Below are 20,321 nucleotides of genomic sequence, written 5' to 3'. Positions count from 1 at the left end.
CATTTGTATACTAAAAAACTCATAATTTCCTAGAATTATTCTAACCTATTGATATTTTTATAGGTTTTAAACAATTAATGTTTGACATTGGGATTTTCGAAAGCCTTTATGCAAAAGCGCAAGAGCGCACCCCTTTGATGTCTGGGCCTTGAACCCTTTCGATTGGAGGACCCATGATAGGTCTTTTTCTGCCGCGCTTGCGCGTGGTTTCATTGCTGCGCAGGCAGCTTTCAATCTCTGTTGCGGGCCCTAACAGGCCGGCGCAGTCAACCGTTTGCATTGGCCGCAATAGGCCCCCCGCCTTGACCTGCAACAACGAACAGGATGGGGGTGCCGATGTATCCGCGCGTATCTGAAACCGGCCATGGTACAGGCTGTTATTTCGACCGCAGCCGGAAAAGCTTGTGCTCGAGGGTTATCGGCGTTGGGCGGCCGGGTTCGAGACCGGTTCTGTCATCGCATGGGAAATGGCCTACGGACTTTACAGCGAACTCCTCGGTAGCCGTAACGGCAACCGTGCGCTTTCCGAGCTGTCGTTCTTCATCCGCACCTTGCGTCATTGTGCGTTTTGTCCACTTAAAACTTTCCCGTTCGGATCGCATCACGTTTGCCGGGAAGAGTGCCTCACTTTGGGACTGATCGCCGGTCTCCAGAATTGCGACATGGTTGCGGCACGAACCTGCCTCAATGCCATGGCATGTCCCTCACGCCAGGAGGAAGTCGAGAACGCGGCAATCACTTTTGCTGAAACTCTGGTCGAATTGGATCAACTGCTTTTGCCGATTCCCAAATCCGCTATCGACGACATTATTTCCCGCCCGCTTCGGGCGAAATATCACTAGGAAGGGAGACATCATGATCATCAATTCACGCATGGAACGGCGCCTTTCCATCGCTGCAACTGCACTCTTGACGGCAGCGATTTTCGTCATGCCGATCAAAACCCATGCAATTACCGAAACCCGCCTGGCACCCGCCAGCTACGTAACGGTTGCGGATGCCACGCCAGTGAAACTTCTGCACCACAAATAATCACTGGGGTCACTGGCGGCAGCGTTGTCGCCAGCGATCCCTCGCGCTGGAAAATGCCGGTGATGGATCATTTTCTAAAAATGCCCGTTTGCAGCCTTTGCCGCCCATTTTGCGCGCTACCCGCCGATTTTCCCGAGCGAGGGTAAATCACATACTCGCGCTGATTAGACGACTATTTCAGTAGGCTATGCGGATCTGGTAGAATATTCTAATTTTTTCGTATAAAAGGAATTCTTTCTAACGCCCTTATTGAGAGGGGCTCTGCTACGCTTCAGTTGTTATCATACGGAGGCAGGCATGAAACATTCCCGACTTTCCCTATCACTAGCGGCCGCGTTGCTTACGGCGACGGTCGCTTATCAGCCGATGTCTGCTGCCCGTGCGGACACCACACTCTTAAACGTGTCGTATGACCCGACACGCGAGTTTTACAAAGATTTCAATGCGGCTTTCGCGGCCAAATGGAAGGCCGACACGGGCGAGACAGTCACAATCCAGACATCACACGGCGGCTCGGGCAAGCAGGCGCGCGCGGTCATTGACGGACTCGACGCCGACGTGGTGACACTGGCGCTTGAAAGCGATATTTCAGCTATCGTCAAAGCCAACAAGATCAATGCCGACTGGCGTACCAAATACCCGCACAACTCGGCTCCCTATACGTCAACAATCGTCTTTCTCGTGCGCAAGGGCAATCCAAAAGGCATCAAGGATTGGGGCGACCTGGTCAAAGACGGTGTAGAGGTCATCACGCCGAATCCGAAGACCTCCGGCGGTGCACGCTGGAACTATCTGGCCGCTTGGGCGTGGGCTTATGGCCAATTCGGCGGGGATGAAACCAAGATCAAGGAATATATCGGCACCCTTTTCCAGCACGTTCCGGTTCTGGATACCGGTGCGCGCGGTTCGACGACGACTTTTGCGCAACGCCAGCTTGGCGACGTGCTGCTGGCTTGGGAAAACGAGGCCTACCTCTCGCTGGCTGAATTCGGCGAAGACCAGTTTGACATCGTCGTCCCGCCGCAGTCGATCCTTGCTGAGCCGCCAGTTGCCGTCGTTGACGGAAATGTCGATACGAAGGGCACGCGCAAACCGGCTGAAGCCTACCTCAAATATCTCTATTCGGAAGAGGGTCAAACGCTCGCTGCAAAGCATTTTTACCGCCCGGCAGAGCCGGAACTCGTACCAGCTGAAATATTGAAAAAATTACCGCAGTTGAAACTGGTGACAATCGATGATCCAATCTTCGGTGGATGGGCGAAGGCACAGCCCTACCACTTCGGAGATGGCGGAACATTTGATCAGATTTACAAGCCGAAACAGTAACAGCATGATTTCCAACTTCGCGAAAGCGGGTTGGCGGTTTAAGAGGCCGAGCGTCATTCCAGGATTTGGATTGACGCTCGGCTTCACTCTTGCCTACCTCGCATTGATTGTACTTATCCCTTTGGCAGGCCTCGTATGGCGCTCGGCGTCGCTGGGTTTCACAGGATTCTGGAATGTCGCCGTTGACCCGCGTACTGTAAATGCCCTGAAGATCAGCTTCGGCACTTCCTTCGTCGCTGCGCTGGTTAACGTCTTTTTCGGAGTCATCGTCGCGTGGGTGCTTGTACGGTACCGGTTTCCGGGCCGCCGCATCGTCGACGCTATCGTCGACTTGCCCTTTGCCCTGCCGACGGCAGTCGCAGGTATCGCCCTGACGTCGCTTTACGCCAGAAATGGCTGGATCGGCCATTTGCTGGAGCCGCTTGGCATTAAAGTCGCCTTTACGCCCATCGGCATTACCATCGCCCTGATATTCGTCGGTCTCCCTTTCGTGGTCCGGACAGTCCAGCCGGTGATGGAAGAAATTCGCAAGGAGGTAGAGGAGGCTGCGGCAACGCTTGGCGCCAATCGCTTCCAAACGATAACCCAAGTGCTTCTGCCCGGATTGCAACCGGCAATCCTCACCGGTTTCGCGCTCGCATTTGCTCGTGCCGTCGGCGAATATGGCTCAGTCATCTTCATCGCCGGCAACCTGCCTTACGTTTCCGAGATTGCGCCGCTCTTGATTGTGATCCGATTGGAGGAATTCGACTATGCGGGGGCGACTGCGATTGCCACCATCATGCTTCTCATTTCGTTTTTCATGCTCTTTGTGATCAATCTCATTCAGGCGTGGAGCCGCAGGAGGTATGGTTATGGCACTTGATCAGCCGCGAACCAAAGACCCGACGGCCATAGCACGGCACGCGACGACGGAGCGGCGCACGGCGCGCTACCTGTTGACTGGCACTGCACTGGTCTTTCTCGGACTATTCCTGCTTCTGCCGCTCGTTTCGGTTTTTGTTGAGGCCTTCCGGAAGGGACCTGCCGCTTATTTCGCCGCATTTCCTGAGCCCGACGCGCTCGCCGCAATTCGCCTGACATTGCTCGTGGCGGCCATTGCGGTACCGCTCAATGTCATCTTTGGCGTGGTTGCCGCGTGGGCGATCGCCAAGTTCGAATTCAAGGGAAAGGCGTTCCTGACAACCTTGATCGATCTGCCGTTTTCAGTTTCACCGGTTATTTCCGGCCTTGTCTACGTGCTGCTGTTCAGCTCACACAGTCTGCTTGGCCCATGGTTCAAATCGCATGGAATTGAAGTGCTGTTTGCGGTTCCCGGCATAGTCCTGGCTACTGTTTTCGTCACGTTCCCATTTGTTGCAAGGGAATTGATCCCGCTGATGCAGGAACAGGGAACCACTGACGAGGAAGCAGCGCTCTCGCTTGGAGCGAATGGCTGGCAGACATTCTGGCATGTCACCCTGCCCAATATCAAATGGGGCTTGCTCTATGGTGTGCTTTTGTGCAACGCCCGGGCCATGGGGGAATTTGGCGCAGTATCCGTCGTTTCAGGCCATATCCGCGGCTTGACCAATACGATGCCACTGCATGTCGAAATTCTTTACAACGAATATAATTTTGTCGCTGCTTTTGCAGTGGCTTCGCTGCTGGCGTTGCTTGCGCTGGTGACTCTCGTTCTCAAATCCCTTCTGGAACTGAGGTACGGGACGGAGCTTCGCGCAGCCGGCGGACACTGAGAGGAATAAAAATGGACGTTCGCGTAAGTGGTGTACGCAAGGAATTCGATCGCTTTCCGGCGCTGCACGACGTGTCGCTCGATATCAATTCGGGCGAGCTTATCGCCCTGCTCGGACCATCCGGATCGGGCAAGACAACGCTTCTGCGATTGATTGCAGGCCTTGAGACACCGACAGACGGCAAGGTTTTCTTCGGCGATGAAGATGCATCGCTGAAATCGGTCCAGGAGAGAAACGTAGGATTTGTCTTTCAGCATTATGCGTTGTTCCGGCACATGACTGTGATTGACAATGTCGGCTTTGGTTTGAAAGTACGACCTTCCAACACGCGCCCAAGCACTGATGAGATTCGGCGACGCTCTTCAGAACTTCTTGATTTCGTACAGCTTTCCGGCCTTGAGAAGCGTTATCCGGCCCAACTTTCGGGTGGCCAGCGCCAGCGCGTCGCGCTTGCGCGTGCCATGGCGATCGAACCGCGAATACTGCTCCTCGACGAGCCTTTTGGCGCGCTTGACGCAAAGGTGCGCAAGGAACTGCGCCGCTGGTTGCGCGAGATCCATGACAAGACCAAGCACACCACCGTCTTTGTAACGCATGATCAGGACGAAGCGCTGGAACTGGCCGACCGTGTTGTTGTGATGAGTCAGGGCAGGATCGAGCAGATCGGTACCCCCGACGAAGTCTATGACAAGCCGAACTCTCCATTTGTCTATAGCTTCATCGGCGAGATCGAGCACGCTTGGAGTTCGCGTCGAAAACGGCGAACTTTGGCTCGCCGACCGGCCGATCGGCCTCAAGAGCGAGCTTCCCAATGGGGATGCATCGCTCTACTTCAGGCCGCACGATGTCGAGATCGTTGACGGCTCTCAAGCGTGCATCGCTGGAACTGTCGTGGCCAGCCGCCGTGTGGGCGCAACGAGACGCGTCGAGCTTGATCTTCGCGGGTCTGCGGACCGCGTAGAAATCGGAATTACTGCCGATCATCCTGCAACCGAAATGAGTGGAATTGCATTCCGCCCCAAGCATTGGCGTGTGTTTCCAAAAAACTGAAGCGGACACCATCGCGCACAATGGCCGGGACGGGCAAATCCCGGCCTTCTTTATTCGAAAAGCGCGCCTGAACAATCCACATCTGCCGCGGTGACTGCTCAAAATTACATACAAAGCCTAATAGAAATCTGACTCATTTTCATCAAAACTGATCGCTAACGACAAAAGTGATGATAGCTTAATTGCCATGACCCGATTAGATCGTAAACTGACTCACGGGTACTCGACCCATGATCAACTCTGTGCTGCAATCTCGAAGATTTTTTTCTTCCAACCGAAACGAAGGCAAATGCCGGTATTGAGCTTTTTTCAAGCGTTCGCATCCCAGAAGAAAACTGCTGGTCAGATTCTCTCTATCCAGCCTAATCCCATCAGGGCCCATTATAAGTCCATCGATGATTTGAGAGACTTGGGTGCTCGCGTCGCAAAGGGTGAGGATGTCCGTTTGCCGGACTATGAGCCCATGGTCTTTGAGCAGCGCACCGTGGAAAATGCGAGACTCATTCTGCATTCCTATCGTTCTTCCGATGCCGCAGCACGCAACGGGGAGACAATCACACCGGCGGCACAATGGCTGCTCGACAACTACTATCTTGTCGATCAGAATATTCAGCAGGTCGAGCGCGACCTTCCCAAAAAGTTTTTCAGGCAACTGCCATCGCTGGTTAGCAAACCGGGAATCCCGCGGGTCATGGCGTTAGCATGGCTCTATGTCGCCCACACCGATAGTCAGTTCTCATTGAACAGCCTCAGCGCGATCGTCGAAGGCTTCCAGACGGTCCAACCGCTGCATATTGGTGAATTGTGGGCACTGCCTTCCGCTGTCCGATTTATCCTGATCGAGAATGCCCGACGTCTTTCCCTGCGTGTTGAGCGCGCGCGCCGCATGCGTGCCTATGCCAACAGTGTCGCCGACGAAATCACCCTGAACGCGGACAAGGAGACTTTGCCACAGCTTCTGGCCCAATATGCCCCGGCTGCGCGCGATAGCACCTTTGCGACGCATTTGCTCTATCGCCTGCGCGGTGGCGCGACGCATTCCGGCGCTGCTGTAGCCTGGCTCGAAGACGAACTCGAAAAGAACGGCAGCGATGCCGAAGATGCCATCATCCAGGAGCACACACGCCAATCCACCGGCGGTGTGACGATGGGCAATCTCATCCGTAGCCTGAAGTCCATTGACGATGTCGACTGGATTACCTGGTTCGAGACGGTCAGCGGCGTCGACGCCGTCTTGCGAGAGCATTCGAATTTCGATGCGCTCGATTTTCATTCACGCAACGCTTACCGCGTGGCCATCGAAAAGATCGCTCGCCGTTCCGGCAAGAGCGAACAGGACATCACACTGGAAGCCCTCGATCTGGCACAGCAAAGTGCCGAGCAGACGGGTGAGGAGGGCGGCGTTACCGAACAACGCAAACGCGATGTCGGTTATTATCTGGCTGGAGAAGGCCGCCCGGAACTCGAAAAACAATGCGCCTACAGCCCTACTGTGCTTGAGCGCTGGGTGCGCTTCTATCGCAAACTCGGGCTGGCTGGTTTGTGGGTCCCCGCATCCTTCTTCTCGATCGCCATTTTGCTGCTGATCCACTATTGGTTGCGTCACGCGGGGTTGTCCCAGGAAATGACGCTGCTGTTTACTCTGTTGGCTGTTTTCCCAACAATGGAAACCGCCAATGGCTTCGTTAACTGGATCATACCGATGTTCATGCCGCCAACGCGGCTTATCGGCTTCGAGTACAAAAATGGATTGCCGCAGGAGGCGAAAACCCTTGTGGCTGTGCCGACGCTGATTACGTCACGCGACTCTGTCGATGAACATATCCGCAATCTTGAAGTGCACTATCTCACCAATCCGCGTGGCGAAGTCTATTTTGCACTTTTGACAGACTGGGCCGACAGCAAGTTCGAGCAGACTGACGACGACCTTGATATTTTCGACTATGCACGCGAAAAAATTACGGCCCTCAACGAACATTACACGCAGACCAATCCACGCTTTTTCCTTTTACATCGCAAACGTCTCTTCAATGCCCAGGAAGACCGCTGGATGGGTTGGGAGCGCAAGCGGGGCAAGCTGCACGAGCTCAATCTGCTTTTGCGCGGTGACAAGGACACGACCTACTTCCCGTCGAATGAGGAAGTGCCGACCGACATCAAGTTCGTGATGACGCTCGATTCCGACACGCGACTGACCCCGGACTCGGTGAACCGCCTTGCAGGCAAGCTGGTGCATCCGCTCAACCGCCCTATTTACAGGGCCAAGTCGGGTCGTGTCGTCAGCGGCTATTCTGTTCTTCAGCCGCGGGTGACGCCATCACTCACGACGGGCGACGACGCGTCCTTCCTGCAACGCGTCTTTTCGGTGAACCGCGGTATCGACCCTTATGTTTTTGCTGTTTCCGATGTCTATCAGGACGTACTTGGTGAAGGAACCTTCACGGGCAAAGGACTTTACGACGTCGACTTTTTCGAAGCGGCGCTCGATGGCAAGATCGGTGAAAACTCCGTTTTGAGCCACGATTTGCTCGAGGGCGGTTATGCCCGTGCCGCGCTCGTCAGCGATGTCGAAGTGGTGGAAGACTATCCGACAGGCTACAATGTCGATATTTCCCGCCACCATCGCTGGACGCGGGGCGACTGGCAGCTTCTGCCCTATCTGTTCAGCACCAAGCCTGGAGTGACCGCGGTCACCCGCTGGAAGATGGTCGACAATCTGCGCCGCTCCCTGACGCCGATATTCTGGATGATTGCAGCCATTGCCGGATGGACATTGCTGCCGCCCGGACTGGCCACGCTGTGGCAATTCTTCCTGATCTTCAGCATGTTTATCGTGCCGACCATGATACTCTTTACCAACCTCGTGCCGACAGACATGAACCTGTCGCTCAAAGGTCACGTGCAAGCGATTCTGACCGATGTGTTTGCCGGCGCCGCCGATATCGCCTTGCGAATAACTTTCCTGGCCAATATGGCCTGCCTGATGGCCGACGCCATCGTGCGAACGCTCTATCGCCTGTTTATCTCACGCAAGCACCTGCTCGAGTGGCGGGCTGCCGCACAGGCCAAAACCAGTTCCCCCGATACACTCAGCTATTATACGCAGCTGATGTGGCCAGCGATGGTTGTTGCCTTAATTGCCATTGGTCTGCCATTTGCGGCTCATAGCCGCGCATGGTTCCTCGCGGTGCCTTTTGCGTTAATCTGGTTTCTTTCACCGATGATTGCCTGGCTGGTCAGTCGTTCAGCCAAACCTCTGGACGACCTCAATGTCCGTTCATCGGACAAGGGTGAATTGCGTCGTTTTGCGCGCCGTACCTGGCACTATTACGATACATTCGTAACCAAGGAACAAAACTTCATTCCGCCCGATAATTTCCAGGAAGACCCTCATCCCGTCATTGCGACGCGCACATCGCCGACCAATATCGGCATGTATTTGCTCTCCACCGTCGCGGCCCGGGATTTCGGCTGGATCGGCTTCAATGAAACGCTGACACGCATCGATCAGACGCTCGACACCCTTGAACGGATGGAGAAGTATCGCGGCCATCTCTACAATTGGTACGAGACGACTACGTTGCGGCCGCTGCTGCCGTTGTATGTTTCGGCTGTGGACAGTGGCAATCTCGCTGGCCACCTCGTTGCCCTTTCTTCCGCACTCGAGAAATGGGCCGAAGCACCCTCCGTCTATCTGCAGAGCGATCTCGACGGTGTTCTCGACGTTGCCGACATCCTGGAAGAAGCAATCGCTGATATTCCGGATGATCGCCGGGTGCTAAGGCCCTTACGCCGCCGCCTCGAGGAGCGCGTCGCGAACTTCCGCCGCGCGATTACGACGATCAAGGAGGAGCCCGAAACCGCCTCGTTGCGCACAATCAATCTGTCCCTCTTCGCCGGCGATATTCAGCGCCTGACCGAGGAATTGCACGGCGAGCTTGAGAGCACCGTCAGTGAGACCGCCAATGAGTGGGCCCTCTTGCTGGTAAAGACCTGCCAGGCCCATACCGACGATGCCATTGGCACACATGAGGGCACTGACGTTTTGCGCGAGCGGCTGGTTACGCTTGCAACCCGAGCACGGCAATTGGCGTTCGATACCGATTTCACCTTCCTGGAGCGCAAGGAGCGGCGTCTGCTGTCAATTGGCTTCCGTGTTGAGACCAATGAGCTCGATGCGAGCTGTTATGATCTTCTGGCCTCGGAAGCACGCCTGGCCAGCCTGTTTGCGATTGCCAAGGGTGACATTCCGGTCGACCACTGGTTTCGCCTTGGGCGCCTGCTTGTTCCGGTTGGATGGCGCGGCGCGCTGATCTCATGGTCGGGATCGATGTTCGAATATCTCATGCCACCTTTGGTCATGATCGAGCCGCTGGGCAGCATGCTGGATCAGACTAACAAGCTGATCGTGCAACGTCAGATCGAATATGGAGATTCGAAGGGGCTGCCATGGGGCATTTCTGAAGCCGCCTACAACGCGCGCGATCCGGAAATGAACTATCAGTACACCAATTTCGGTGTTCCTACTTTGGGCCTCAAGCGTGGACTGTCGAAGAATTACGTGGTTGCGCCGTATGCAAGCATCATGGCGAGCCAATACCAGCCGGCCGAGGCGGTCAAGAACTTGAAACGGCTGCGCGCGTTGGGTGCGCTTGGTCAATATGGCTTCTATGATGCCGTCGACTTCACCAAGTCGCGCGTCCGCGAAGACGAAGAATATGCCATTGTCCGCAACTACATGGCGCACCATCACGGCATGTCGATCGTGGCGGTCAATAATGTGGTCTTTGAAGGCCGTATGCGCGAGCGGTTCCATGCCGATCCTGTCATCGAAGCAGCAGAACTCCTGCTGCAGGAGAAAGCGCCACGCGAAATTCCGGTTCTGCAGGCGAAAGCCGAGAATCCAATGCGCAAAGCCGTCGAGAGCAGCGAGGAAACCCCTTCCATCCACGTCATCCAGAATCCTCTGAATGCGCCACGCGCGACGCAGGTCATGTCCAATGGGCATTACTCGGTCATGGTGACGGCTAACGGTGGCGGCTACAGCCGCTGGAACGGACTTGCTATCACGCGCTTCCAGCCTGACGCCCTGGAAAGTGGCTATGGGACCTTCCTGTTTCTCAGGGACATGGAAAATGGCGAATGGTGGTCGGCAACCGGCGATCCGGTGCGGCTCGCTGGCGAAAAGAGCACGACGATCTTCGCCGACTACAAGGCGGAATTCATCAAGGAGACAGGGACGCTTCATACGACAGTGGAGGCGATTGTGGCTTCCGACTCAGACGGCGAGGGCCGGCGTATTGTCATTACCAACACTGGCACAAAAGACCGAGATCATCGAGGTTACGTCCTATGCCGAACTGGTTCTGACCAATGATGATACCGACACGGCCCATCCAGCCTTCGCGAAAATGTTTGTGGAAACCGAAATTGACCAGCGTGGCGATACGATTTACGCCACGCGCCGCAAACGCAGCAATGACGAGCCTGACATCCATGTCGCACACATGGTCAGCGACAGTTCCGGTGCGATGCGCGAAGTCCAAGCCGAAACTGACAGACGGGCATTCATTGGCCGCGGACGTTCCCTGCGCAACCCTGCGGCTTTCGATGACGGCGCGACGTTGAGCGGCAGCCATGGTTTCGTGCTTGATCCGATTGCATCACTGCGCTGCCGCGTCCGCGTACCTGCTCACAAGAAGGTTACACTGGTGTTCTGGACGCTCGTCCGGTCAAACCGGCAGGAGCTCGAAGAAGTCGTCGCCCGGTTCCGTCATCCAGATTGCTTTGCACGCGAATTCTCACTGTCCTGGACTAGTTCCCAGGTCCGCCTCCACCATATTGGCATCAATCCTGATGAGGCTCAGGTCTTCCAGCGCGTTGCAACCAGCCTGATCTATCCGGAAAAGGCTTTGCGCATGCCATCCGAGAGCATCGCGAGCGGTCTCGGCAGTCAGTCTGAGCTTTGGCCTATGTCGATCTCCGGCGACTTCCCGATCCTTGCCCTGCGCATCGACGATGAAGCCGACATGGAAACATTGAAGAATCTCCTGCGGGCGCATGAATACTGGCGGGCGAAAGGCCTTGTCGTGGACGTTGTTGTCATCAACGAACGATCCTTCTCCTACGCCCAGGATTTCCAGCGCGGGCTTGAAGCCATCTGCGAAAACAGTCGCGCTCGCGGCGCCCAGCTTGGTCCGCGCGTCCATATCTTCACCGTCCGTCGCGATCAGATGAGCGATGTGAGCTACAATACCTTGCTTGCGTCGGCCCGAATTGTGATGCACGCCCAGAACGGCTCGCTGGCTGAACAGTTGAAACGAATGGAAGGCCTTAGTCTTGACCTGGTTCCCGTCACAGAAACCAGGGGCAAGACAATTGCCACTGCTGAAACGACGCCCGATGACTGGCGTGGGATCGCTCCGGCACCGACGCAACTGCTGAGTACACGCCGCCCAAATGTCTCTGGCGATGATCTGGTGTTCTGGAATGGGTTTGGTGGTTTTGACATGAAGAGCGGCGAATACGTTGTTCGTCTTGGCGGTTCGACCTGTACACCTCAACCCTGGATCAACGTCATTTCCAATCCCGGTTTTGGCTTCCATGTCTCGGCTGAGGGCGCAGGCTTTACCTGGTCTGGCAACAGCCGCGACTATCAACTCACGCAGTGGTCGAACGATCCGGTTATCAACCGTTCCGGCGAAGCGCTCTATATATTGGACCTCGACAAGAATACTGCTTTTGCACCGACTGCCTCGGTGTTGCGGGATCCGTCCGTGCAATACGAAACACGACATGGACAAGGCTATTCAAGCTTCCTCTCACGTCACGGCAATGTCGGCCTGGACCTCACCCACACCGTAGACACCACGCTGCCGGTGCGCGTGTCCCGCCTGCAGATCACCAATCATGGCGGTTCGATCAAACGGTTGCGCATCTACGGCTTTGTTGAATGGATGCTTGGCAATGCCCGTGCAAAAACCGCGCCATTCATCGTGCCTTCATGCGACACGGAAACCGGCGTACTCTTTGCACGCAACCCCTACGGCGTCGACCGCCGCACAAACGTGGCCTTCTTCGCCAGCAATGTGAAGCCGCAATCCGTGACAGCCGATCGGGCCGAATTCCTGGGTGCGCTCGGTACTGTGGACCGGCCGGCGGCCGTGCTTCAAGCAAAGACCTTGTCAAATCTCGTCGAAGCCGGCGGCGATCCATGCGCGGCGCTTGCCATTGATATTGAGCTTGCTGCGGGCGAGACCAAGGAAGTATTGTTTTATATGGGCGATGCCAGCAGCGCCGATGAAGCCCGCCGCATTCTTGCCGAACACAACAAGCGTCCATTCGAGGAAACACTTGCGGCATCCAAGGCGATCTGGGCCGACTTCCTTGATGGATTGCAGGTCGACACTCCGGACAATGCATTCAACGTGATGGTCAATCGCTGGCTGCCTTATCAAAGCCTCGCCTGCCGCATCTGGGCTCGCTCGGCCTTCTACCAAGCCAGTGGCGCTTTCGGTTTCCGGGATCAGCTGCAGGACACACTGTCGATGCTGATACTTGATCCATCCCTTGCCCGAAAGCAGATTTTGAACGTCTCCGCCCGCCAGTTCAAGGAAGGCGATGTCCAACACTGGTGGCTGCCGACGACAGGGGCGGGCGTGCGGACGAAGATATCCGACGATGTCGTCTGGCTTGGATATGCCATTGCCCATTATACCTCCGTCACGGGGGATATGAGCATTCTCGACGAGCAGGTTGCATTTATCGAGGGTCGGGCGCTGGAAGATGGCGAGCACGATGCCTTCTATCAACCTGCCATTTCAAGCGAAAAGGTCAGCGTTTATGAACACGCCGCCCGTGCGCTGGATCTCGCCATCGTCCGTACCGGCTCGCACGGCCTTCCGCTGATGCTGACCGGCGACTGGAACGACGGTATGAATCGCGTCGGCGAAGACGGTAAGGGCGAAAGCGTCTGGCTTGGCTGGTTCCTGATCAGCACATTGCGGGACGTCTTGCCCATAGCAAGGCACTTCAAGGACACGGACCGCATTCAGCGTTGGGAAGCGCACATCGAAAGCCTGAAAGCGGCTCTTGAGAAGGACGGCTGGGACGGTGAATGGTACCGCCGCGGCTATTTCGACGACGGTGCCCCACTGGGATCGAAAAAGAGTGAAGAGTGCAAGATCGACTCGATCGCTCAGTCTTGGAGCGTGCTGTCTGGTTATGGCGATCCGGATCGGGCGAGACAAGCGATGCATTCAGTTGCAACGCATCTCGTCGATGATGAAGTGGATATCATCAAGCTGTTCACACCGCCCTTCAACAAATCACGGCACGATCCCGGCTACATCAAGAGCTATCCGGTCGGCGTGCGCGAGAATGGCGGGCAGTATACCCATGCCGCTACGTGGGCAGTGCTCGCCATGGCGAGACTTGGCGATGCCGATGAGGCGTATCGTTGGTTCAAGAAACTCAATCCGGTGAACCATTCGCTGGACGCGGAAAAGGCCGAGTCCTACCGGGTTGAACCCTATGTGGTAGCGGCAGACGTCTATTCAGTTGATCCGATGCGCGGACGCGGCGGCTGGACGTGGTACACAGGTTCTGCTGGGTGGCTTTACCGTGTTGCAACAGAAGGTATCCTGGGCATCAGCCGGCAGAATAACCGGCTGTTTGTGAACCCGGCGTTGCCCTCTGACTGGGACGGATTCAGTTTTGTGCTGCGGAACGGCGGCGCCCGTTACATTGTTGAGGTAAAGCCAGCTGCAAAGGGCGGCAGGAAGATCACGGTCAACGGCAAGAAGCTGGCGAAAGCTGATGGCGGAATTCCATTGGAGAGCTCTGGGGAACATAAAGTGCTCGTGGAAGTGCTGCCAACAAGCGCAGTGAGTGATGCTGCGGCCATTACCGGATGACTTCAATCCGCCGCCTGTGGTTCTTCGCGGGCGGCGGTTTCTTTTTCCCGGCAAAGGCCAAAAATGAAGCAAGCAAACTGTTTTCGCTGACTTTTCCAGTTGAGAATCTTTGCAACTAGTGTCGATCTGGCGCATAATTGCCGCCATGAAACATGCCCTGAATCACAAGCCGGACTATGAAAAGGAACTCCGCAAGGCAGGCGTACGCATCACGCGCCCCAGGCGTATCATTCTTGATATTCTGACATCCACGGAAGACCATCCGGATGCGATGAAGATTTTCCATCGCGCCATCGAAATTGACAATAGCATTTCACTATCGACCGTTTATCGAACGATGAACTTGTTGGAGGAGTTGGGTGCGATCCATCGCCATGCCTTTAATGGCGGTCCATCCCGTTTCGAGCAGGCGCACGGCGAACACCATGATCATCTGATCGATATCGATACGGGTGCCGTCATCGAATTCAAATCGGACAAGATCGAAAAGCTGCAATTGGAAATCGCAAAATCTTTGGGCTACGATATCGTTCACCACCGATTGGAACTTTACGGGCGAAAGCTGGACCGGCCCTCGTGAAAAGCCACCCGCCGGCAGTGGTTACCGCACCACACGTCTGACCGGCGATCCCTTCCAAGAAATTTTTCGGAATATGCGCTGGAGTAAAACCCTAAGTCAGGCGGCGTTTGACGTCGGCTGCGCTGTCAGCAGTTCATAAATCAAGCTCGCATCATGCGCGGTCCGCAGTTTTGCGATACGCTCTGGGTCCCGCAACATCCGCGCTATACGCGAGAGCGCCTTCAGATGATCCGCACCGGCATTTTCAGGCGCGAGCAAAAGGAACACAATATCGACCGGCTGATCATCCAGCGCCTCAAAATCAACAGGTGTTTCAAGCTGCGCGAAAACGCCAGCAATGCGTTTCACGCTATTGATTTTGCCGTGCGGAATGGCAATGCCATTACCGACACCTGTCGAGCCAAGTCGTTCTCGCTGCAGGACTGTATCAAACACCTCCCGCTCGCTCAAACCGGTCAAGGCGGCCGCCTTTTCCGACATGATCTGCAGAAGTTGTTTTTTGGAATTGACTTTCAGTGCGGGCAGGACAGCATCAGGCTGAATGAGATCACCCAGATCCATTATCTCTCTTCCTTCCAGTTACCGCCCGCGCTCTTACACGAGCGCGAACGATAGTTCAAATTACGCTATGTCTTGCTCATTGCCGGGCAGCGCTTTGGCTAGCCACTGCCGATGGATCGATCCAGCCAATATTTCCGTCAGGGCGACGATATACGATATTAACCTGCGTACTTCCAGAGTTGCGGAAGACAACCACAGGACTATCTTTCAGGTCGAGTTCCACAACCGCTGAGGCCACACTCATACTCCTGAGTGCCATCGACGTCTCAGCGACGATCGTGGGCGCATAATCTTCCGGAAAATCCTCATCATCATCCGGTGCGGGCGCCATGACGCGATAGGAAACGTCGTCAAAGACTCCATTCGATCCCGGGGCCTGATGTGACTTCAGACGACGTTTGTAACGGCGAAGACGTTTGTCTACGCGCTCGCCGGCCGCATCGAAGGCAAGCACAGGATCCTGTGCCTCACCCGCCGCCTGCAGCACCGTACCGGTATCCAGTCGCACCAGGCAATCAGCGATAAATCGCGACCCCTGCTTTTCCACCGTAACGTGGCCGGTATATCCGCCATCGAAATACTTGGTCACCATCTCCCCGATCCGCTCTTCAATCCGAATGCGGAAAGCGTCACCAATGTCCATATGTTTCCCAGATACACGCAGACTCATGATACCTCACCTTCATTGTGATTTTCATTGCCCGACCCAATCTACACTGTTGTTGAGGGACGAGCAAAGACATCCCGCACAATCCGCGCGAGTGATCCATCACATTTCGCTTTTTGATTCTTCATATTCAAACGCGCGCTTTCGCTCCGACTGTCGCAAAGTACCGGCGCTTCTCTCTCCTTGATCCGGACTTCTTTGGTCCAGTTTATTTACCCACTCGAAAAATTCTACACCTCAGTGATGGATGAATCTAGAGCTAGTTTTACGTGAACTGGGTCAACCCATTCAGGCAACATCGGCTCTCGACTTTTCGTCGGCCTTGCGTACAGAAGCCTGTGCTTTTTTCTCGCGCCTCCTCTGCACAGAAGAGGCGATATTCATCGCTTCGCGATACTTGGCAACGGTACGCCGGGCGATATCAACGCCCTGCCCCTTCAATAGGTCCACAATCGTGTCATCTGACAGAATATCGTCTGGCCTTTCCGCATCTATGAGGCGCTTGATCTGGTGGCGCACCGACTGTGATGAATGCTGCTCTCCGCCCTCAGTTGCTGCGATGGCGGCGTTGAAAAAATAGCGCAACTCGAAAACGCCGCGCTTGGTCAGCATATACTTGTTCGCGGTAACACGGCTTACCGTCGATCTCGTGCATGCCAATCGCGTCCGCCACATTACGCAGATTGAGCGGCCTGAGATGGGCCACCCCATGGAGAAGAAATTGCTCCTGCTGGCGCACAATTTCGCTGGCAACCTTCAGGATTGTCTGGGCGCGCTGATCGAGGCTACGCGTCAACCAATTGGCATTCTGTAGACAATCATTGAGAAAAATCTTATCCGCCGCGGATGCCTTTGCTTTCGAAACGGTTGCAAAGTAGTGATTGTTCACAAGCACACGCGGCAGAGCGCTCGGATTAAGCTCAATCCTCCACGTGCCATCAGACCCCAAATCTACCTGCACGTCAGGGATGATACTATCCGCCACTCCTGAGGAAAATGCGGTACCGGGCTTTGGGTCGAGCAGCTGAATCTCCTGCAGCATGTCGAGAATATCGGCGTCTGTCGCTCCGCAAAGCTTTTTCAGACTGTGGAAATCGCGCTTTGCCAATAGCTCCAGATGTTGCAGTAATATTTTCATCGGTGGATCAAGCCGGTTTTTTGCGCACAATTGAATGGCTAGACATTCCGCCAGATCACGGGCGAACAAACCGGCGGGCTCAAAGCCCTGCATGACGGTAATCAGCTTTTCAATGTGAGCGGCTTCGACGCCGAGCCTCTCTGCGATTTCGGCCACATCGGCACGCAAGTATCCCATTTCATCGAGATGATCTGCGAGTTCTGCCGCGATAAGGCGGTCCGTGGCTTTTTCGAAGGCAAAGAGAATCTGCTCGCCAACATGATCGCGTATCGTGACAGGAGATGCCGTAACTTGTTCGAGATTAAAACCTTCGCCCCCCGACGAAACATACCCATCGCCTGACGATGATTTCCATTGAGAAGCAAGATCGCCAGCGATGAAATCATGTGTGCCGGGATCATCGGGAAAGATATTCTCAAGTGAACTGTCAAAAGTATCGGACATCGAGCCTGAACTGGTAATTTCGCCGCTCTCTAGCCAATGATCGCCTGGCTCACTCGAACGATTGCCCTCCGCATCAAGGTCGCCGCTCATGGTGCTTCGCCCGAATTCACCATCATCGCTGGAATTCCGGTCGGCGCCGAACCCTTGTTCGCTTAACGAGAAATGCTCGTCATTCGTTTCAGCACGTTCCAGAAGGGGGTTCTTTTCGATCTCTTGCTCAATGAATTGTTCAAGCTCGACATGAGTCAGTTGCAGCAGCCGAATCGACTGCATAAGCAACGGCGTCATCACCAATGCCTGTGTTTGCCTGAGATCCAGTTTTGGCGACAGGGCCATGATGCAGGCGGATACTCCCGTACGAAATTGCCATCACATTATCCAAAAAAGGACTTGTGGCACGAGGGTGTACAGAACTGGCCCAATCCTTGCTTGTCAATCGCAAGCAGCCAAAAAACCTCCGACCGCGGCAATTTTCAACCAGGACGTGCGCCAGAAAATACCTTTTCTCACGGATACCGTCTGAAAATCGTAAAATCAGAGTTTGAACTGATCACCAAGATAGAGGCGGCGCACATCGGAATTGGCAATTATTTCATCAGGACGGCCATGGGTGAGCACCTGTCCGGCGTGAATGATATAGGCTCGATCAATGAGCTTTAAGGTCTCACGCACATTGTGATCGGTAATGAGCACACCAATTCCGCGGCCAGTCAAATGACGCACCAACTGCTGAATATCTGCAACGGCAATTGGGTCGACACCGGCAAAGGGTTCGTCCAACAACATGAAATTTGGCCGGGACGCCAGAGCACGGGCAATTTCAAGGCGACGACGCTCTCCCCCCGACAACGAAAGCGCCGGAGCTTTGCGCAGATGGGCAATGTGAAATTCCTCAAGAAGAGAATCGAGCTCCTGAGCTCGTGCACCCCGATCTTTTTCGACGACTTCAAGGACTGCCTTGATGTTGTTTTCGACCGAAAGTCCACGAAAAATTGACGCCTCCTGAGGCAGATAACCAATTCCAAGCCGGGAACGGCGATACATCGGCATTGTCGTTACGTCGAGATCCGTCGATTTCGATCGTGCCTTTGTCAACCGGCACCAGACCAGTAACCATGTAGAAACACGTCGTCTTCCCGGCGCCATTAGGGCCGAGAATGCCAACCGCTTCGCCAGAGCGGACGCCGAACGAAACGCCGTTGACGACCTGGCGGCCGTTGTAGCTCTTGGTGATACCACGTGCGACGAGCGTCCCCTTCATACGGTCTTTCGCCGCTGGATCGGCAGGTCGCATTTCAGAGACGCTGGAGTCTGGCCGCGCAGAAATCTTGCTGGTGGAGCGACGCGAAAACAAGGACACTTACAGCTCAGTTCTTCGGGGCGTTCTTGGGTGCAACAACGATCGAGACGCGGCCCGTCTGGCCGCTCTTGCAGCTTTCGAGCTGGGCTTCACCGGTCTTGAGCTGCGCAGTCAATTTGCAGCCAACGGCTACATTGTCTCCCTGCGTCAGGACAACCTTGTCGCCAGTCAGGACAAGCACTTCCGTTTTCATATCAAACGTGCCGTGATCGCCCGTTGCAACCTGATCTTCGGATTTGACGTAAACCTTATCATTCACCTCAAGATGATCGATATCCTGGGAAGCGGGTCCGGCGAGACCTCCCGTCTTCGGCGCGTCCGTGGCCGAGGCGCCGGTAGCGTCTTTCTTTGCGCCTTTGACATAATAGACAATCATCGAGCCAGCCTTCAGAAGCGCTCGCGCCCTGAACGACGGTAACATTGCCTGTAAAGGTAGCGGTACCTTCATTGTCGTGAACAACCAGCTTGTCGGCATCAATCTGGATCGGCTGGTCGCCGGACAGCTTTATACCGCCGTTCGCAGCGCCACCAGCGTCCTGTGCAGCGACGGGAACCATCATGGATGCCAATATACCCAATGCAACGGTCGAAATACCGATCAGTCTTGCCCCGCACGACATCGTCTTCTCTCCTAAATCCGGGATATTCCCTCAAAGTCAAATACCACGTGTCGTAACTACTACGGCGATTTGACTTCCTTGGCACCTTCTTGCAGCTTTGTAGGCTGAATGACAAGCCTCACGCGCTTTTCGAAAGTCATTACCTTGCCGTTTTCGCTAATTTGCATACTGTCTGCGGTTATACTCGAATTGTCATTCTCGACGCGGACCGGCTGATCGGTCGACATGGAATTGCCTGCAATATCGATATCTGCCGATTGCAGCAGCGCGGTAATGCCATCGGAAGTCGTCAGGCTTATGTCGCTGTCGAGCTTTAACTGGCGGTTGGCATTGTCAAATACACCCGACTTTGCCTTCACCTGAGCCCGCAACTCTCTTCCAATCGGAATTTCCGCATCGATCCCTTCCAGGGATATAACGTTGCTATTGCCCACTTCCTGTAACGCCCGTATCGCGCTCATTTTATAGGGCAGCTTGTCTTTGGTAAATCCATCAAGTTTGGGATTGGTCATGACCAGCTTGCCGTTCTCGATGCCGGCATTGTCGAGTGAAATATTGCTCGGCACGCTAGATGCCGAAAAGAACGTGAACCAGGAAAACACTGCAGCACCTGTCAAAGCTACGGCAGGCAAAGCGAATTTGAGAAAACGGACGCGCCGCGAATGGCGCGCCGCAGCACGAAAAACTGTTGAATCCTTGTCCGAGGCAGCAAACTGCCGCGCCACCTCAGCATGGTGGTCAGCATCAGCGGTCGCATCACGTTCCGGATGCGGATCATTTCTTTCAATTGACATAGGTCTGGCTGCGCTTACCGATTACAATAATATGGCTAGTTGAACGCCAATATGGTTATTTTTCGATGAAATGGACGGGTACCCGTCGCATAACTTGC

General features: G+C 55.0%; 8 protein-coding genes and 6 pseudogenes. 8 read left to right on the top strand and 6 right to left on the bottom strand.

Going from position 1 to position 20,321, the window contains the following annotated elements; all coding sequences use genetic code 11:
• Positions 1-336: 336 nt before the first annotated feature.
• The 8 genes and pseudogenes from N8E89_RS08620 (at position 337) to N8E89_RS08585 (ending at position 14,639) form a co-directional block, all read left to right on the top strand.
• Positions 337-842: pseudogene (locus N8E89_RS08620) on the top strand (hypothetical protein).
• A gap of 13 nt (positions 843-855) precedes the next feature.
• Positions 856-1,032, top strand: a complete 177-nt coding sequence (locus N8E89_RS08615) for a hypothetical protein (RefSeq protein ID WP_162739719.1) — start codon at positions 856-858, stop codon at positions 1,030-1,032.
• 366 nt (positions 1,033-1,398) lie between these two features.
• Entirely contained in the window at positions 1,399-2,358 is a 960-nt protein-coding gene (locus N8E89_RS08610) for a sulfate ABC transporter substrate-binding protein (protein WP_410010365.1), read from the top strand.
• A gap of 4 nt (positions 2,359-2,362) precedes the next feature.
• Positions 2,363-3,223: a sulfate ABC transporter permease subunit CysT gene (cysT, locus tag N8E89_RS08605; protein WP_106662496.1), complete on the top strand. Its 861-nt coding sequence runs from the start codon at positions 2,363-2,365 to the stop codon at positions 3,221-3,223.
• A complete protein-coding gene (gene cysW, locus N8E89_RS08600; RefSeq protein WP_106662495.1) occupies positions 3,207-4,094 on the top strand; it encodes a sulfate ABC transporter permease subunit CysW in 888 nt (295 codons plus the stop codon). The genes cysT and cysW overlap by 17 nt, the downstream gene beginning before the upstream one ends.
• A gap of 11 nt (positions 4,095-4,105) precedes the next feature.
• Positions 4,106-5,144, top strand: a pseudogene (locus N8E89_RS08595) (sulfate/molybdate ABC transporter ATP-binding protein).
• Between the two features lie 289 nt (positions 5,145-5,433).
• Positions 5,434-14,059, top strand: a pseudogene (locus tag N8E89_RS08590) (GH36-type glycosyl hydrolase domain-containing protein).
• A 145-nt stretch (positions 14,060-14,204) separates the two neighbouring features.
• Positions 14,205-14,639, top strand: coding sequence for a Fur family transcriptional regulator (locus tag N8E89_RS08585; RefSeq protein ID WP_106662646.1), 435 nt, complete (start codon positions 14,205-14,207; stop codon positions 14,637-14,639).
• A 96-nt stretch (positions 14,640-14,735) separates the two neighbouring features.
• Here N8E89_RS08585 and ptsN read toward each other — a convergent pair whose 3' ends face one another.
• The 6 genes and pseudogenes from ptsN to lptC all read right to left on the bottom strand — a co-directional run bounded on the left by ptsN (position 14,736) and on the right by lptC (position 20,223).
• On the bottom strand, positions 14,736-15,200 hold the full coding sequence (gene ptsN, locus N8E89_RS08580) for a PTS IIA-like nitrogen regulatory protein PtsN (RefSeq protein WP_106662492.1): 465 nt from the start codon (positions 15,198-15,200) through the stop codon (positions 14,736-14,738).
• Between the two features lie 76 nt (positions 15,201-15,276).
• A complete protein-coding gene (hpf, locus tag N8E89_RS08575; protein WP_106662491.1) occupies positions 15,277-15,870 on the bottom strand; it encodes a ribosome hibernation-promoting factor, HPF/YfiA family in 594 nt (197 codons plus the stop codon).
• 285 nt (positions 15,871-16,155) lie between these two features.
• A pseudogene (gene rpoN, locus N8E89_RS08570) lies at positions 16,156-17,785 on the bottom strand (RNA polymerase factor sigma-54).
• A 198-nt stretch (positions 17,786-17,983) separates the two neighbouring features.
• Positions 17,984-18,713 (bottom strand): annotated as a pseudogene (gene lptB / locus N8E89_RS08565) (LPS export ABC transporter ATP-binding protein); the annotation flags it as partial.
• A 103-nt stretch (positions 18,714-18,816) separates the two neighbouring features.
• Positions 18,817-19,429 (bottom strand): annotated as a pseudogene (locus N8E89_RS08560) (LptA/OstA family protein).
• Positions 19,430-19,488: 59 nt separating this feature from the next.
• Positions 19,489-20,223, bottom strand: coding sequence for an LPS export ABC transporter periplasmic protein LptC (gene lptC / locus N8E89_RS08555; RefSeq protein ID WP_106662487.1), 735 nt, complete (start codon positions 20,221-20,223; stop codon positions 19,489-19,491).
• Positions 20,224-20,321 lie beyond the last annotated feature (98 nt).

Source organism: Phyllobacterium sp. A18/5-2 (genome assembly GCF_025452215.1).
GTDB classification, from domain to species: domain Bacteria; phylum Pseudomonadota; class Alphaproteobacteria; order Rhizobiales; family Rhizobiaceae; genus Phyllobacterium; species Phyllobacterium sophorae.
The sequence above is the reverse complement of the archived record's forward strand: the minus strand, read 5'-3'. Positions and strand labels throughout refer to the sequence as shown.

Excerpts from the sequence above, each read along its gene's own strand:
- cysT (WP_106662496.1), top strand. The coding sequence starts at position 2,363 with ATGATTTCCAACTTCGCGAAAGCGGGTTGGCGGTTTAAGAGGCCGAGC.
- N8E89_RS08585 (WP_106662646.1), top strand. The coding sequence starts at position 14,205 with ATGAAACATGCCCTGAATCACAAGCCGGACTATGAAAAGGAACTCCGC.
- N8E89_RS08610 (WP_410010365.1), top strand. The coding sequence starts at position 1,399 with ATGTCTGCTGCCCGTGCGGACACCACACTCTTAAACGTGTCGTATGAC.
- cysW (WP_106662495.1), top strand. The coding sequence starts at position 3,207 with ATGGTTATGGCACTTGATCAGCCGCGAACCAAAGACCCGACGGCCATA.
- lptC (WP_106662487.1), bottom strand. The coding sequence starts at position 20,223 with ATGTCAATTGAAAGAAATGATCCGCATCCGGAACGTGATGCGACCGCT.
- N8E89_RS08615 (WP_162739719.1), top strand. The coding sequence starts at position 856 with ATGATCATCAATTCACGCATGGAACGGCGCCTTTCCATCGCTGCAACT.
- hpf (WP_106662491.1), bottom strand. The coding sequence starts at position 15,870 with ATGAGTCTGCGTGTATCTGGGAAACATATGGACATTGGTGACGCTTTC.
- ptsN (WP_106662492.1), bottom strand. The coding sequence starts at position 15,200 with ATGGATCTGGGTGATCTCATTCAGCCTGATGCTGTCCTGCCCGCACTG.